The sequence below is a fragment of the Halomonas sp. Bachu 37 genome (assembly GCF_039691755.1).
Classification (GTDB): domain Bacteria; phylum Pseudomonadota; class Gammaproteobacteria; order Pseudomonadales; family Halomonadaceae; genus Vreelandella; species Vreelandella kashgarensis.
Genome location: NZ_CP137552.1, coordinates 589,608 through 605,785, shown reverse-complemented (window position 1 = coordinate 605,785; position 16,178 = coordinate 589,608). Strand labels below are relative to the sequence as shown.

Genomic DNA, 16,178 nt, shown 5'->3' with positions numbered 1-16,178 from the left:
TAGGCATAAGGACGGCTTAACGCTTAAGGAACCGCTGATCAATTAGCCTCTGAGCGACTGAAGGACTCAGAGTAGCAAAATCACCGAGTCAGCGATCATTTTCTAACCACCTTAGGTGGTCTGTTTTTCCTGCCAGCCGGACTATCCGGCTGACAGGGCAGATTCAAGGCGCACTGGCCCCGTCAACTCGGCCTTCGCATCGTGTCGCCAGTACCAAATTGGCCAGTCCGAACAGGCTGAATAGCTGCGCTTGGTTCTTGGCCAACCCCTTGTAGCGCACCTTGCGGTAGCCGAAGAGGTTCTTGATGACATGAAACGGATGCTCGACCTTGGAGCGGATGCTGGCCTTGGCCTTCTCGATTGCCAGCAGCAGCGTTTTCATGGGGCTGTCTTCCATCTTCTTGATGGGGCTGCGCTTGGCGGCAACACAGCAGCGGGAGGCCGGGGCATCCTTCTCTTCGTCCAGATACTTCCACATGCCGGTGTAACCCGCGTCGCCGTATACCTGCTTGTCATCGTCTCGGACCAGCTGGTTCACCATGGTGACATCGGCGACATTGGCCGAGGTGGCAGTGACACTGTGAGCCAGCCCGGTGACGGCATCAACGCCGATATGAGCCTTCATGCCAAAGTAATACTGCTTGCCCTTCCTGGTCTGCTTCATCTCCGGATCGCGTTGCTTGGCCTTGTTCTTGGTGGAAGGCGCCGCCGCCACGATGGTGGCATCGACAATGGTGCCCTCGCGCATGAACAGGCCCTTCTCGGTCAGATGGGCATTGATTTCCTCGAAGATCCGCTGGGTCAGCGCATGCTTCTCCAACAAGTGGCGGAAACGCAGCAGCGTGGTCGCGTCCGGCACACTCTCGATGGCCAGGTCGATACCAATGAAGTCACGCATGGCCTGGCTATCGTAGATGGCATCTTCGAGCGCCTCATCGGCAAGCGCGTACCACTGCTGCAGGAAGTAGATCCGCAGCATGCGCTCCAGGCCGATGGGGGGCCGGCCGCGCTTGCCTGCCGCGTTGGGAAAGTAGGACGGCGACAGTGCATCGATCAGCCGTTGCCAAGGCACTAGCGCCTCCATCTGGGCCAGGAACCGCTCGCGGCGGGTGACTTTTTTCTTGTTCTGGTGCTCGGCTTGGGCAAACGAGATCTGCTTCATCGGGTGGCTCTGTCAGACGGTGGCAGGAAGGTCAGATTATACCCCGCCGGTACCAATCAGGCAGCTGCGGTGGGATTTGTGCAGCGTTTCCTTAAGTACTGCTTGAATTACTACTATAGCGTGCCTGTATGATCCCGTCGTGCCACACCAGGAGCTCGCCCGGCATCAAATGCTGCCATGTTTCATTGTGAGTCAACGGCTGGGTGGCGATGACCGAAACCACATCGTCTGCAGTGGTGTGCTCGGCGAAGTTGACCGTGATTTCAGCATCGGAAAGTTCGGCTTCGCCAAAAGGCGCTTGTCGGGTGATATGCGCAAGCTTGGTGGAACAGTAGGTATACAGGTACTCGCCATCGGAAAGCAGCAGGTTGAACACGCCCAGTCCGCGCAGGTACTCGCACAAGCCGTGCAGGAACTTCCACAGGACGTCGGCCTCGTCAGGCGGTCGGGGAAAAGCTTGTCGTAGCTCGCTTATCAACCAGCAGAAGGCATGTTCGCTGTCGGTATCTCCCACCGGCGTATAGAACACCAGCGGTAACGTTTGCCAGCCTTCCAACTGCCCGTTGTGGGCATAGCACCACGGCCGCCCCCACATCTCACGGGTGAAGGGGTGGGTATTGGCCAGGCGCACATTGCCGACGTTAGCGTGACGAATGTGACTGATGACCACCCGGGACTTGATCGGGTAGTCGCAGATCAACCGGGCGATAGGCGAGTCGACAGAGGGGTACGGGTCACGAAATTCACGGTATCCGCCCTCTTCGTAGAAGGCGATTCCCCAACCATCCCGATGTGGCCCGGTGCCGCCGCCACGATGCAGAAAACCCGAGAAACTGAAGCAGATATCCGTCGGCACGTTGGCGCTCATGCCCAGCAATTCACACATGCCTATTCTCCAGCCAGGGAATTCAACCGATTACCGGCTCACGGCGCTGGACCGTTTCGTCCGGCTCACGGGGAGAAGCGGTGTGCGCGTCCGAACCGCGCTCGGCAGAAGGCGGTCGACGCCACCACCACAAGGCAACCCCCACCAGCGCCCCCAGCGTCATGTCCAGCAGCAACCATATCAAGCCACTGCGCAGCGCAGCACCAGAGTGCTCGAGAAAGGCCACTGCGCTAACCATCGCCGCGGGCGCCAAGCCGGTGTAGAATTCACCCTCTTCGATCAAGGGCAGGCGGAAACTCGCCGGTGCCCACATGGCGCCAGCGACTATCCACGTCAGCAACAAGCGCGGCAGCCGCGGTAGAAACGCCAGCCCCAGGTAGACGGCCAACAGCACCAACAGCGACACGCCCAGATAAATAACCCACAACATAGACATAGACTCTGCAAACAACATAACGAACCCTCATGTAGGTGCGCTTGCACCTGACGTTGATTTCCCCGCTATGGTACATCTCTCCTTATGAAAGCACAGCCTTGCGCAACGCCATCGTCTCCCGTCGCCCGCCATGCGCGTGCCGATGATCCCCAATGGCATTGGCTGGAAGAGCGCGACAACCCCGAGGTAAGCGCGTTTCTGCAGGCGGCCAACGCGCAGAGCGACACCTGGTTCGCCCCCTATACCACGGAGATCCAGGCCCTCTATGATAGCCAACTGGCAAGGCGGGAGCTTGCCGTCAGCGGGTTGAAGACCGCGTTGGACCACTTCACATTCTGGAGCGAGACAGCGGCGGACGCCGATCATCCACTCTGGTGGCGTCACCCCAACGGCGACCCTGACACTGCCGAATGTGTACTGGATGTCAACCGCCGGGCAGCCAGGCATGAATTCTATGAACTCGCGGACATGGCACTCTCTCCCGAGGAGACGTGGCTTGCCTGGACCGAAGACATCCAGGGCGACGAACGCTACCAGTTATGGCTCAAGCGCCTGCCCGACGGGAAGCCGCAATGCCTGTTGGAGGATATCGGCCCGGCGCTTTGCTGGGCGGAAGACCAGAACGCAAGCACCGCCACGCTGCTGTTCACACGCTTCGACGAGACTCAGCGCCCTGACAGCATCTGGCGTCTTAGGCTCACACTCGATGGAGCAGGTTTCCAGGCAGCTCCGGCACAACTCGTCATGCGCGAAGACGACCCCGAATTCTGGTTGGGGCTGGGTAAGACCCGTTCGCGGGAGTGGCTGTTGATCGAAAGCGCCTCCAAGGACACCAGCGAAACATTGCTGCTGCCCGCCGCTTCCCCGGGTACCGCACCGTATAGCCCTCTTCCACGCCAGTCGGGGGTGGAATATAGCCTGGAACATCGGCCCGGCTACTTCTACCGAGTGCATAACCAGGCCAGCCCGCACTTTCAGCTGGATGTCACTTGTGAAACCGCGCTTCTGGCAGAACCGCAGTCGACGGGCTGGTCGGTGCTCGTCGGCCCACGTGCCGATACTACGCTGGAAGGCGTGGATGCCTTTGCCTGGGGCTTGATGCTGGCGGAGCGTGACCACCAGCAGGCGCAAGTCATGTTGCGTCGCCTTGTCATTGGCGCTGACGAGCATCGAGTGGAGCTGGACGAGGTGATACCCCTGCCGGAAACGCCCTGTTCCCAGTCGCTCGAAGACTCCCCTCACTTCGACTCTCGCGAACTGCGCCTGCGCGAGGAGTCCTTTACTCAGCCACCGCGCTGGGTTGCCTGGGATATCGACAGCCGCCAACGCACCCTGCTCAAGCAGCAACCGGTGTACGGCGACATGCAGCCGGAACATCTTGTCAGCCGGCGTCATTGGGCTATCGCAGACGATGGCGAGCGTATTCCAGTTTCCGTAGTCATGCGTGCCGACCTGGCCAACCAACCGCTTCCCACCCTTTTGTACGGCTATGGCGCCTACGGCGAACCCCTCGATCCGTGGTTTTCGATTGCCCGCCTGGAGCTGCTCAAGCGGGGGGTGGCCTTCGCCGTTGCCCATGTGCGTGGCGGTGGCGAAGGCGGTGAGCCCTGGTATCTACAAGGCAAGATGGCCCACAAGGAGAACAGCTTCGGCGATTTCCTCGCCGCCCGGGACAAGCTGGTCGAAGCGGGTATCAGTGAGCCGAATCGAATCGTTGCTCATGGTGGCAGCGCCGGGGGATTGCTGGTTGCCACCTGCGTCAACCGAGCGCCACAGAGTTTCTGCGCCGCCGTACTCGATGTTCCCTTCGTCGATGTCCTGCGGACCATGCAGAACCCCGATCTGCCCTTGACCACGGCGGAGTACAGCGAATGGGGCAATCCCGAGGAAGAAACGGTCAGGGCACGGATAGAAGGTTATTCACCGCTGGATAACGTGACCGCCCAGCCCTACCCGGCCATGCTGGTCGAAGGCAGCTGGCTCGATACACGCGTGGCCTACTGGGAGCCCGCCAAGTGGTATGCACGCACTACCCAACTGACCACGAGCGCGGCTCCGATCCTGTTGCGTACCGACATGAGTGCCGGCCATGGCGGTGCCTCGGGCCGCTTCAAGGCCTGGCGCGATGGCGCCCGCCAGGACACATTCGTGCTTTGGGCGCTCGGTCTATTGGCACAAGAGAAGCTTGATCGATCCACCACGACACCCTGACCCTCCAGCAGTACCGAACTAGCCGTCAGAAGAAACCAGGCGATCAGCAGTGAAGTCATTACGTTATCGCCTGGTCCCCGCATCGCCCTGAGCGTTTTATTCAATAACTTGATCGGATAAGGACGACTAAGGCCATCGCGATGGTTGATTTCGCGCTCCAATCACGTCGTAATAGCTAGCCTGCTTTCTAGTAGAAGTGATATGGATGTAAATAACCGCGAACTGGCCCTGCAGGCAGGCCTGCTGATACTGCTGGTGAGTGCCCTGATTATCGGTGCCGGCGGCCTGGCCTTCAGTATCTTTCCGATTCCGGCCCAGCCTCCCCTATTGACATTGATGGCCGACAGCGCACTGGTGGTACTGGTGGGCGGGCTGGGATTGTCGGCGGTGATGGCCGAACTTACTTTGGGGCGCCGTCTAGCGGCAGTGGTGATCGCCATTATCGGGGGTTATACCCTGCTTCACCATTTGACCAGTAACGCTACCCAAATCGGCCTGTCGTGGTTGACGGGGCAACCCCGTCTTCCCGTTTACGCCTTGCCTACCCTGGGCTTGGCGGCAATCTGTCTATGGGCAGGACCACAAGGCAAGTACCAGAATCTTCTCTACAAAATGGGCGGAGGCGTCATGTGGCTGATCGGCTGCACGACCCTGGCACACTACGCCGGATATACACTGCCCACCTGGATGCCGCGTTCAAGCACGCCCTTGGCCGGTCTGTTCACGTTCGCGTTCGGCATTGCCATGGTCATGCTCAGCCGACGTATTCCGCAGTCACAGATATCGCTCGGCAAGAAGGCGGTACTGGCCGGTATTCTAGGCATATTTCTCAGTACCAGCGGCTGGTTCTTGATCAGCTGGAATCAATACCAGAATGATCGCGGTGGAGCCTCGCCGCAGGCCTTGACGAGCGACGCCTGGTCCCTGAGCAGCCTGCTACCGGTGGGAATCGGTCTAGGCGGGATACTGCTGACGTATCAGCTGATTTTCAGCCTGGGACTGATGGCGTCACGCAAGGCGCGTACCCGTGAACTCGCCCAGGCCAACGACTCACTCGAAGACCAGCATCGCATTCAATCGATGATTGCACAGGAAGTCCCTTACACATCGGTACTGTTACAGGTATGTCGCATGCTGGAACACCAGCTGGAGGAAGCATACGTCGCAATATGGCTTGGAAATAGCGCTCCTTCACGGGAGGGGCTCGAACTGATTTCCCTCAGTCTACCCTCTGCCTTTCGCGCTCTGCGACACTGTCCCGGCACCGCATTCAAAGAGACGACAGAGCCCATGCACATCGCAGACCTACGCAAAGAAACGCGCTGGGCCGAATTCTGCGAACTGGCCCAGCGCCACGGTTTTCTGGCGGCACATACCTATCCAGTGCATGGCAGGGTTCACCGTCACCTTGGTGCGGTGATGCTTTTTTTCGCCCAACCCCGAGGCGCCACCCGCGATCAGGACACGGTTGTTGCTACCGCGACTCGGTTGATCAGCCTCACCTTTGAACACCATATGCGCCGCCAAGCGCTTCAGGATAGCGAGCAGCGCTTTCGCTCGCTTTTCACTCACAATCCAGATGCCGTTTTTTCCCTTGATCGGACGGGAACATTTCTGAGTGTCAACCAAGCCACGGTCGACTTGCTCGGCACAAGCCAGGCCCAGCTACTGGGACGTACTTATACAGAAATCGTCGAACCGAACCAGCTACCGCGGATGATCGAAGCCTTCGACAAGGCCAAGCGGGGAGTTCCCCAGCGGTTCGAGATCACTTGGCAGTGCCCCAGCGGCATCTTGCACCCTATCGATATCTCGTTTCTGCCTACCCTGGTGGATGACTCGGTCGTAGGCGTATACGGCGTGGCGAAGGATATGAGCGAACTCCGCGCCAGTGAAGCACAGTTACGCATCTTCCAGCGCAGCCTCGAGGCCAGCAGCAACGGAGTGTTGATTGCCGAAGCGAAGGCGCCCGACTACGCAATCGTCTACTCCAACCCGGCGTTTACCGCGATCACCGGTTATTCCCAAGCCGATGCGCTGGGGCGCAACTGCCACTTCCTGCGCGGTCCGGATACCAATTCCCGCCAGATCGGGCTGATAGCCGAGGCCATGGCAAACGAACGCGACATCAATCTCACCATTCGTCACTACTGCAAGGATGGTCGCGCCTTCTGGAACAATATATTCATCTCGCCGGTGCGCAACGCCGATGGCGCGGTGACCCATTTCGTCGGCATCATCAACGATATTTCCGAGCGCAAGGAACAAGAGAACCAGCTGGCCTATCATGCCACTCACGACGCGCTGACCGGGCTTGGCAACCGTGCCCTGTTCGAGGATCGCCTGCGCCACGATGTGGCACTGGCTCGCCGCCACGCCCAGCAACTTGCCGTGCTGTTCATCGACCTGGACGAGTTCAAGCCAATCAATGACACCTTGGGCCACGCGGTGGGAGACCAGGTCCTGGTCAATGTCGCTAGCCGGCTCAAGGAAGCGATTCGACCCACGGATACCCTGTGCCGCTTCGGCGGGGATGAATTCGTGCTGCTGTTGCCGGACCTGGTTTCGCCACAGCAAGCCGAGGATATCGCCCAGCGACTGCTGATCGATATCGCTCGCCCCTACCGGATCGACGCTCACGAGCTGTACCTATCCGCCAGCATCGGCATCGCCTTGAGCGATGACGTTCTGGAACATCCCGAAACCCTGCTGCAACAGGCCGACATGGCCATGTACAAGGCCAAGAAACAGGGGCGGAACGCGACTCAATCCTTTTCCCATGAAATTACCGAAAAGCTCTCCCAGCGGGTGACGCTACGCAACGATCTGCAGGAAGCCATCGACCAAGGGCAATTTGCCCTGCATTACCAACCGCTGATAACCCGGGATAACGAGGTAGAGGGCTTCGAGGCCCTGGTGCGCTGGAATCATCCCTCCAAAGGGTTCATTTCGCCGGGGCTATTCATTCCCATCGCGGAGGAGACCGGCCAGATCATCCCGCTGAGTCAATGGGTAATGGAGCGGGCGGCGCGCGATTTCATGTCCTTGAAGCATCTGCAGCTTGCCGACGACTGTCGCATGGCCATCAACCTTTCCCCGCTGCAGTTTCATCGTCCCAGCTTTCTGAGCACACTACACCAGGCGCTGGAAACCACCGGCCTGGCACCGGAGTCGCTTGAACTGGAGCTGACCGAGGGAATATTGATGAACGATACCGACAGTGCCATCGATACGCTTCATGCCCTGCGCGGCATGGGGGTTAGCGTGGCCATCGATGATTTCGGCACCGGCTTTTCCAGCTTGAGTTACCTTCGCCATCTTCCAGTTGACAAGATCAAGATCGACCGCAGCTTTATTCTCGACATGGCCGATAACGACAAGGACGCCGCGGTAGTGCAAGGGATTATCGCCCTGGCTCACCATCTCGACCTTACCGTGGTAGCAGAAGGTGTGGAAACCTGCCGTCAACGCGAGTACCTCACGTCGCTGGAGTGTGACGTATTCCAGGGATACCTGTTCGCGCGCCCCATGCCGCTGGGCGAGTTGAACCAATGGCTTGAAGCGCACCGGCTTACATCATAAAGGCAGGGGTGCCAGATAAAGGTAAGGATACCAGGCCAAACGCGAATTCTATTCGCGTTTTTTTGTGGCCGAACGATATATGGAAATATTTTCCGATTTTTATGGAAAACATTTCCATGACTTATTATACTCACTCCCATACAACCTTGGTCGCATAGACGATATGGCTAGCGCAACGAGGTTTTAACCAGAAGGATATTTAACTAACTGGAGATCAACATGACCCAACGCGAGCAGTTTCCGACTATCTGGGACACCCCGACCACTTCACGCTCCAGCTCTTGGAAAAAGCTGACTGCCGCTCTGCGCAGCCTAGTCGTCAACTAACAGACGGTGCTACATGGGCAGCACCGCGATGATGTGCTCTTCCAGCTTGCGCTCGGGCACGTCATTCTGGGAAACCGCGAAGTGGCGCACACTGACCCCCTTGCGATGGACTCGTTCGGCATCATTGCTTAACAGTGGATGCCATCCCGCCAGCTTGCGCCCTTCCGCTACGCGCCGGTAGCCACACGTTCCGGGCAACCAGGTGAATTCCTTCACCAGCGCTGGCGTCAGTTGGGTGCAATCCGGCACGCTGTCAAAGCGGTTGGCGTAGTCACTACATTGACAGCTCGAGATATCCAGCAGCTTGCAAGCCACGTTGAGTACCGCAAGCTCCTGAGTCTCGTCATCGTGCAGCTTCAACAGGCAACACTGACCGCAACCATCGCACAGCGCCTCCCACTCCTGTGGAGTCAGCTCCTCCAGGGAAAATCGCTCCCAGAAACGTTCACGCATAGCTTTCTCCACAGCATCGTGCCCCTTTTCGACCGACAGGTATGATCTAGATACCAGACTCAATAGCGCGCTTGTGTCGGCGTGCGGTACAAGTCCAACAGATACTCCTCCTTGGCGGGAGGCATCTGGAAATAAAACCCCTTTTCCTTGATTGCTGCCATCACGTCAGTGACGTTGGCTCGGGCCAAGGGTTTGTCGGGTGTGAGGACCAGCGTCATCAACGCCACCGGTTTGCCGAAGTGTTCGAGCAGTGTTTCGGGCACCGCCTCAAGCCCCTGGCGCTTATCGACGTAGAGGTACATTTCTTCCTTGCGCGAACTCTTGTAGATTTCGCACAGCAGCTTGCCTTCCATCATGCTTCCGCCTCCTGCAATACTTGTTGCAGCGCTTCATTCAGCCTTTCTCCACGCCAGCCGGAAGGCAGCGGCAAGGGCTTGTGCTCCATATCGGCCACCACCAACGCCTCCATGTCCCGCCGACGCAACAGCATCTCCGGCGCCATACCCAGCCGTTCGGCTTCGGCATTGACCTCGCTCTTGATCCCTTTGAAGCGCGACTTGAAAGCACTACCGCTCGGAGCAGGCAGGGCTGGTGGCAGGTCTGCCTCCTGCTGAGCCACGGCCTGTTTGACCAGCGCCAGAATGGTGTCGCCTTGCTTCTTGATCAGCATCGGCTTGACTCCCTCGACCTCGGCTAGTGCGGCTCGATGGGTCGGAAGGGCCTCGGCGATGGCGTAGAGCACCTTGTCGCTGACCAGCCAGTTTCGCGGCAAGTCACGGCGGCGCGCCTCTCCCTCTCGCCAGGTGGTGAGCAGGCGATAAGCCTCGATCTGGCGCGGCTTGAGTCGCCACAGCTGGCGCTGGCGAAGGTACCATTGACCATCGGTCACCTTGTTGCGTCCCACTTGACTTACCAGCTCCTCACACTCCTGTTGCAGCCACTCCCAGCGCCCCAGTTTTTCAAGCTCTGCGAACTGCAGGCGCCATACCTTGAGCAGATAGATCACGTCGAGCGCCGCATAATCACACTGCGCCGGGGATAAAGGCCGCTCCAGCCAGTTGGAGCGTGTCTCTTCCTTGGGCAGAACCTTGCCCATCCACAATTCCACCAGCCGTTGATATCCCATCCCCGGGGTATCGCCGAGAAAGCCCTGGGCGATCTGGGTATCCACCAAAGGCATCGGCACGGCACCCGCCCAGGCGGTGAATACCTCAAGATCCTCGCTACTGGCGTGCAGTAGTTTTAACGGCCCCTGGGTCAGCAAGCGGCGAAACGCCTCCGTGCAAGGCGTGACCAAAGGGTCCACCAGGTAAGCCAATTCTCCGGCAGCGAACTGAATCAGCGCCGGCAACGGATAGAAGGTCTTCTCGCGAAAGAACTCCGTATCCAGGGCGATGACATCGGCATGCTCGACCTCGCGGCAGGCCGCATCCAGAGCGTCGGGGGTATCGATCCAGCAAAAGGCAGGGGGGGTCACGTTAGGCAAGGGTTACATCCAGATTGACAAATATTGACTACTCACTGCGAAACGCCAGGCGGCCATTGAAAGCACGACTGAGCGTGCCACCATCGACGTATTCAAGCTCCCCTCCCATGGGCACGCCATAGGCGAGGCGTGACATGGCGACGCCGTAATCACCCAGTTGGGCAGCGATATAATGGGCGGTGGCTTCGCCCTCTACCGTAGGGTTAGTGGCCAATACCACTTCGTGGATGCCGCCCTCCGCCACGCGTGCCTCTAATTGATCAAGGCCGATATCCTCGGGTCCGATACCGTCAAGAGGCGACAGGTGGCCATGCAGGACGAAATAGCGCCCCAGATAACCACCCGCTTCCTCAATGGCCAACTGGTCCGCCGGCGATTCCACGATACAGAGCAGAGAGTCATCACGACGCGGACTCTGGCAGAGAGCGCACACAGGCTCCTCGGTCAACGTTCGGCAGCGACCACAGTACCCGACCTCCTTGAGCGCGACCTGAAGCACTTCCGAAAGCCGCTGACCGCCGTCCCGATCCCGCTCAAGCAAGTGCATTGCCATGCGTTGGGCGGTTTTCGGCCCGACACCCGGCAGCACCCGAAACGCTTCCATCAGCTGCTCTACAAGAGGTGAGAAACGCATCGGCTTAGAACGGCAGTTTGAAGCCAGGCGGCAGATTCAAGCCGGATGTCGCTTCTTCCATCTTCTCCTTGGAGCTGACTTCCACCTTGCGCACGGCATCGTTGACGGCAGCGGCCAACAGGTCTTCAAGCAACTCCTTGTCTTCTTCCATGACGCTGGGATCGATATCGACCTTGCTGACATCGTGTCGACCATTCATGGTGACCTTGATCAGGCCGGCGCCCGCTTCACCCTGTACTTCGGATTTGGCGACTTCCTCCTGAACACGCTGCATCTTTTCCTGCATTTCCTGGGCTTGCTTCATCAAGTTGCCCATTCCGCCCTTCATCATGTGACGTTCCTCTTGTGAATTAACAAGTGCTTAGCGAGTTAACAAGTTCGTGATGAGTTAACAAATTCGTGGTGAGTTACAAATCGCAGATGCCGTTCAACGCCCGTCAACGGGTCATCCTTTCGCTCGGCTGGACGCTGGATTCTATCAGTTCCGCACCGAAGGCTTGTCGAAGTTTCTGTACATGCGGGTCCTGATGCAACGCCTGCACGGCCCCGGCATGGCGTTCATCCGCTTCACGAGCCTCGCGCTGGCGCGGCGTTTCCAGGGTCGGCGGCAATTCCGCCACCTCGATATGCAAGCGACGGGCAAACCCCTTCGCAGTCAGTGCCTTCTGGATACGCTGATGGTGTACATCGGCCTGCATGGCTGACTGACTGGGGTCCAGCAGCAACGTCAAGGCCGCACCGTCGTCCGCTTGGACAATACAGTGTGCCGCCAGGTTGCGTGTCAGCCCGCCCAGGCCCAACTGATCGAACATATCCAGCCAGCCGGCATGATCGAGCCGCCCGGCCTCGGCAGCTGCCTCACCGTGGTCAGGACTAGCCGATGGCGGCTCGATCGAATCCGCCGGGCTACCGGGCTCATCGGCCAGCTCCGGCTCCACCTGCGTCTCCCAAGGTGGCGGCGGCTCCGCCTGTCGTGGCGGCTCCTCCATTGCCGGCGCTCCCTTATCCACGGCTGGAGCTACCCCAGGGGAGTCTGAAGAAGACGCGTCGATGGATGGCGCGGCGGCCGCTGCCTCCTGATGGTCGGCTTGATCCGATGCCGGTGTATGAGCTGATGACGACGAGGAAGGAGCGGCCTCGACCCGAGGGGCCGCAGGCACCGGCGCTTTTTCAGTTTCGGGATTTGCCCCCGTAAGCGGCAGCGTGGTCCGTGGCGGTTTGGGCACGCCCTGGGGCCGGAAGGCCAGCATCCGCAGCAGCGTCATCTCCAGGGCGCTTCGCAGGTCAGGCGCATTGGCCATGTCTCCCCGCCCCTGAATGCCGATCTGGTAGTAGAGCTGGATGTCCTCGGCGGTGAAGTTCGCGGCCAGGCCAAGGATGGCGTCTCGATCCCCGTGGCTGTTGTCCACCGCATCGGGCACCATCTGGGCAATAGCCAGACGGTGCAGCACGGCGGTGACATCGTCCAGTACCGCCGCGAAATCCGGCCCCTGCTCGGCGAGCTGGGCGACTTCTTGCAACAGCCGCGCCGCATCCACCTGCGCCAGCGCTTCCAGTAGCGCCACCACATGACGATGGTCCAGGGTACCCAGCATTGCCGCCACATCGCCATGGACAACCGCCCCCTGGCCGAAGGCGATGGCCTGATCGGTCAGACTCATGGCATCGCGCATGGACCCTTCGGCGGCCTTGCCCAGAAGCCACAGGGCGCTCTCCTCGTAGGCAACACCTTCCGCCTCGAGCACCTTGCTCAAATGCTCGACGATCCGCTCGGGCGGCATGTGCTTGAGCGTGAACTGCAGGCAGCGAGACAGCACCGTCGCGGGCAATTTCTGCGGGTCGGTGGTAGCCAGGAGGAATTTTACATGGGGAGGCGGCTCCTCCAGCGTCTTCAATAACGCATTGAAACTGCTGGTAGAAAGCATGTGCACCTCATCGATGAGATACACCTTGTAGCGCCCCTGGGTGGGCGCGTACTGGACGTTATCCAGCAACTCACGAGTATCCTCGACCTTGGTGCGCGAGGCGGCGTCGACCTCGATCAGGTCGACGAAGCGTCCTTCATCGATGGCGCGACAGCTATCGCATTCGCCGCAAGGGGTGGATGTGACACCCTCGTCGCCACGCCCTTTGGCCGTGCAATTGAGGCACTTGGCGAGTATTCGCGCCAGCGTGGTCTTACCCACCCCGCGGGTGCCCGTGAACAGGTAGGCATGGTGCAGCCGCCCTTGATCCAGGGCATTGACCAGTGCCCGCTGAACGTGGGCCTGACCGACCAGTTCATGAAAGGTACGTGGACGCCATTTGCGGGCCAGAACCTGATAGCTCATTGGGCGAGGGATCCTTGCGACAGGGCTTGGCGGGAGCGATGGACGCGACTGCCCACGCGATAAAGCGTCATTTTAACGATTGTGGCAGGCACCGCCAATGCGCCGAACCGATAAGGGCGACGCATTGGCATGACAAACGTCAGGCGCTGCTGTCGTCCTGGGGCGAATCGGCGCGTCCGGCCGCCGCTTTCACCAGCGTTTCCAGCTCGCCGCTCTGGTGCATTTCCATGACGATATCGCAGCCGCCTACCAATTCACCTTCCACCCACAGCTGGGGGAAGGTAGGCCAGTTGGCCACTTTGGGCAGCTCGGTACGGATATCGGGATTATCCAGCACATTGACGAAAGCGAAACGTTCACCGCAGCTCATCAAGGCCTGAACGGTCTGTGCGGAAAAACCACACTGCGGCAATTGGGGTGTGCCTTTCATGTAGATCAAGATCGGATTTTCGCTGATCTGCCGCTGGATATTCTCAACCGTGGTGCTCATAACAACTCCTGCCTAATGGTTCTGCCTGATGATTTCAACCAAGGGCTGAACAGGTAGCGATCTCAAGGACTGATGACAGTACCCGAGTGCGCTACTCAACCTTGCTCATGACTGCCATTCTACGCATGCATTGCGCGTTGCGCATCCCCTGCGGGCTGGCTACGATGGTGGTTTTTGCGCGGAGAGTTGCCATGGCGACACGTCATTTCCTGACCTTGCTGGATCTTACCCCCGATGAGCTGCATTACCTGATTCAGCGCGCCATCACCATCAAGAGCAATCTCAAGGCCCAGGGACCGCGCTACACGCCACTGCCCAACCGCACCCTGGCGATGATTTTCGAGAAATCTTCCACTCGTACTCGCGTCTCGTTCGAAACCGCCATGGCTCAGTTTGGCGGCCACGCCCTGTTTCTCTCTCCCCGCGATACACAGCTAGGGCGAGGCGAGCCGATCGAGGATACCGCCCGGGTACTGGCGGAGATGGTCGACGCCGTGATGATCCGCACATTTTCCCACCAAGGTCTGGAAACCTTCGCCAACGCCAGTAGCGTTCCCGTCATCAACGCACTTAGCGACGATTACCACCCCTGCCAATTGCTCGCGGACATCATGACCTGGACCGAACTTCGTGGCGCAGTGAAGGGAGGCACGGCGGTATGGATCGGCGACGGCAACAATATGTGTCACTCTTGGATCAATGCCGCCCGGCAGTTCGACTTCAACTTGCGCATCTGCTGTCCGGAAGGCTATGAGCCGCGTCACGACATCCTGCAAGCCGGAGGCGACCGCATCACTGTGGTACGCGACCCGAAGCAGGCGGTGGCCGATGCCGACCTTGTGACCACCGATGTATGGGCATCGATGGGCCAAGAGCAGGAGCAGGCCAAGCGCGAAGCGGCTTTCGCCGGCTATCAGGTCACCGAGGCGCTACTCGACCTGGCAAAGGACGATGCACTCTTCCTGCATTGCCTGCCGGCTCATCGAGGCGAAGAGATCAGCATGACATTGCTTGACGATCCCCGCGCCGTGGTATGGCAGGAGGCTGGCAACCGCCTGCACGCACAAAAGGCGCTGATCGAGTTCCTGCTGCTGGGCAAGGTCGACGCATAAGCACGTCGCGCCAGGCCTTTACGACTCAAACGCAGCATGTGAAGTGAAAAAATTCTGGCCCGGGCTTCGACCCGGCCAGAGCTTGCGCCCGCCCCCAAGCAAAATTTCCATACGAAAAAACCGCTTGAGGCCTTATCGTAAAGATGGCTTCAAGCGGTTTCGATGTTCGTGGTGGAGCCTAGCGGGATCGAACCGCTGACCTCAACACTGCCAGTGTTGCGCTCTCCCAGCTGAGCTAAGGCCCCACTCATGCCCCGAAGGACAGCGGGGCGGATATTACTGATAAGCTTGAGCCTAGTCAAGGTATTTTACGGTAACCCATCCGATGCTTTTTACTAATCCTTCTTTGGCTTGAGCTGTGGCAAGCTGTATAGGAAGATTCATCAGCCGGGACTGTCGCCTCCCTCAAGCAGGAGCCATTACCTTGATCAACGTTCTGATTGCCGATGATCACCACCTGGTGCGAACCAGCATCGCTCACCTTCTGGATGAAGAGAGCGACATCAAGATTGTCGGCGAAGCGGATGATGGAGAGAGTGCTGTCGCACAGTGCCGCAAACTCCGTCCCGATATCGTTCTCATGGATATTCGCATGCCCGGCATCGGTGGTCTGGAAGCGGCACGTCGCATCCATCGTGGCATGGAAGACATCAAGGTTTTGATTCTCACGGCCCATATCGAAGACAGCATTGCAAAGCGCATGCTGGAAGCTGGCGCCGCAGGCTTTCTGAGCAAGGGCACCGAGCCCGAGGAAATGATCGCGGCAATCCATCAGGTGTTCAACGGGCGCCGCTACATCAGCCAGGAAATCGCCCAGCGGCTGGCGCTTTCCCAGTTTGACGAGACCAGCAACCCGTTCAGCCAGCTCTCCCATCGGGAATTGCAGATCGCGATGATGATCGTCAACTGCCAGCGCGTGCAGGAAATCTCCGATCGCCTGCACCTGAGCCCCAAGACGGTCAACACGTATCGCTACCGGCTATTCGACAAGCTCAGCGTAAGCACCGATGTCGAACTGACGCACCTGGCCTTGCGTCACGGCCTGGTCGACGGTTTCACCGCCCCCTGA

14 protein-coding genes and 1 tRNA gene are annotated in these 16,178 nt (G+C 59.2%); 4 read left to right on the top strand and 11 right to left on the bottom strand.

Features of this window, described 5'->3' with window-relative positions:
- Positions 1–163: 163 nt before the first annotated feature.
- The 3 genes from R5M92_RS02715 to R5M92_RS02705 all read right to left on the bottom strand — a co-directional run bounded on the left by R5M92_RS02715 (position 164) and on the right by R5M92_RS02705 (position 2,478).
- Positions 164–1,162: an IS5 family transposase gene (locus R5M92_RS02715; protein WP_346795917.1), complete on the bottom strand. Its 999-nt coding sequence runs from the start codon at positions 1,160–1,162 to the stop codon at positions 164–166.
- A gap of 91 nt (positions 1,163–1,253) precedes the next feature.
- Complete coding sequence (locus tag R5M92_RS02710; RefSeq protein ID WP_346797657.1) at positions 1,254–2,048, bottom strand: class II glutamine amidotransferase; 795 nt, start codon at positions 2,046–2,048, stop codon at positions 1,254–1,256.
- 22 nt (positions 2,049–2,070) lie between these two features.
- The gene (locus R5M92_RS02705; protein WP_346797655.1) at positions 2,071–2,478 is read right to left on the bottom strand and encodes a hypothetical protein; all 408 of its coding nucleotides are present in this window, start codon (positions 2,476–2,478) and stop codon (positions 2,071–2,073) included.
- 90 nt (positions 2,479–2,568) lie between these two features.
- Between R5M92_RS02705 and R5M92_RS02700 the strand changes: the two genes are divergently transcribed.
- Both R5M92_RS02700 and R5M92_RS02695 read left to right on the top strand, forming a co-directional pair.
- Entirely contained in the window at positions 2,569–4,695 is a 2,127-nt protein-coding gene (locus R5M92_RS02700; RefSeq protein WP_346797654.1) for a S9 family peptidase, read from the top strand.
- Positions 4,696–4,896: 201 nt separating this feature from the next.
- Positions 4,897–8,277: a putative bifunctional diguanylate cyclase/phosphodiesterase gene (locus R5M92_RS02695; protein WP_346797653.1), complete on the top strand. Its 3,381-nt coding sequence runs from the start codon at positions 4,897–4,899 to the stop codon at positions 8,275–8,277.
- A gap of 336 nt (positions 8,278–8,613) precedes the next feature.
- Here the strand turns inward: R5M92_RS02695 and R5M92_RS02690 are convergent, their stop codons facing one another.
- From R5M92_RS02690 to grxD, 7 genes are all read right to left on the bottom strand, one after another.
- On the bottom strand, positions 8,614–9,057 hold the full coding sequence (locus tag R5M92_RS02690) for a YcgN family cysteine cluster protein (RefSeq protein WP_346797651.1): 444 nt from the start codon (positions 9,055–9,057) through the stop codon (positions 8,614–8,616).
- Between the two features lie 59 nt (positions 9,058–9,116).
- Positions 9,117–9,410, bottom strand: coding sequence for a YcgL domain-containing protein (locus tag R5M92_RS02685; RefSeq protein WP_346799218.1), 294 nt, complete (start codon positions 9,408–9,410; stop codon positions 9,117–9,119).
- Positions 9,410–10,543: a ribonuclease D gene (gene rnd, locus R5M92_RS02680; protein WP_346797649.1), complete on the bottom strand. Its 1,134-nt coding sequence runs from the start codon at positions 10,541–10,543 to the stop codon at positions 9,410–9,412. Before rnd ends, R5M92_RS02685 begins: the two co-directional genes overlap by 1 nt.
- Before the next feature lie 28 nt (positions 10,544–10,571).
- Complete coding sequence (gene recR, locus R5M92_RS02675; protein ID WP_346797647.1) at positions 10,572–11,177, bottom strand: recombination mediator RecR; 606 nt, start codon at positions 11,175–11,177, stop codon at positions 10,572–10,574.
- Positions 11,178–11,181: 4 nt separating this feature from the next.
- Positions 11,182–11,508, bottom strand: a complete 327-nt coding sequence (locus R5M92_RS02670; RefSeq protein ID WP_346797645.1) for a YbaB/EbfC family nucleoid-associated protein — start codon at positions 11,506–11,508, stop codon at positions 11,182–11,184.
- A 106-nt stretch (positions 11,509–11,614) separates the two neighbouring features.
- The gene (gene dnaX, locus R5M92_RS02665; protein ID WP_346797644.1) at positions 11,615–13,507 is read right to left on the bottom strand and encodes a DNA polymerase III subunit gamma/tau; all 1,893 of its coding nucleotides are present in this window, start codon (positions 13,505–13,507) and stop codon (positions 11,615–11,617) included.
- A gap of 139 nt (positions 13,508–13,646) precedes the next feature.
- The gene (gene grxD / locus R5M92_RS02660; protein ID WP_346797642.1) at positions 13,647–13,997 is read right to left on the bottom strand and encodes a Grx4 family monothiol glutaredoxin; all 351 of its coding nucleotides are present in this window, start codon (positions 13,995–13,997) and stop codon (positions 13,647–13,649) included.
- Positions 13,998–14,188: 191 nt separating this feature from the next.
- Between grxD and argF the strand changes: the two genes are divergently transcribed.
- Positions 14,189–15,109, top strand: a complete 921-nt coding sequence (argF, locus tag R5M92_RS02655; RefSeq protein ID WP_346797640.1) for an ornithine carbamoyltransferase — start codon at positions 14,189–14,191, stop codon at positions 15,107–15,109.
- Between the two features lie 169 nt (positions 15,110–15,278).
- Here the strand turns inward: argF and R5M92_RS02650 are convergent.
- Positions 15,279–15,354 (bottom strand) — tRNA-Ala (locus R5M92_RS02650).
- A 179-nt stretch (positions 15,355–15,533) separates the two neighbouring features.
- Between R5M92_RS02650 and uvrY the strand changes: the two genes are divergently transcribed.
- The gene (gene uvrY, locus R5M92_RS02645; RefSeq protein ID WP_346797639.1) at positions 15,534–16,178 is read left to right on the top strand and encodes a UvrY/SirA/GacA family response regulator transcription factor; all 645 of its coding nucleotides are present in this window, start codon (positions 15,534–15,536) and stop codon (positions 16,176–16,178) included.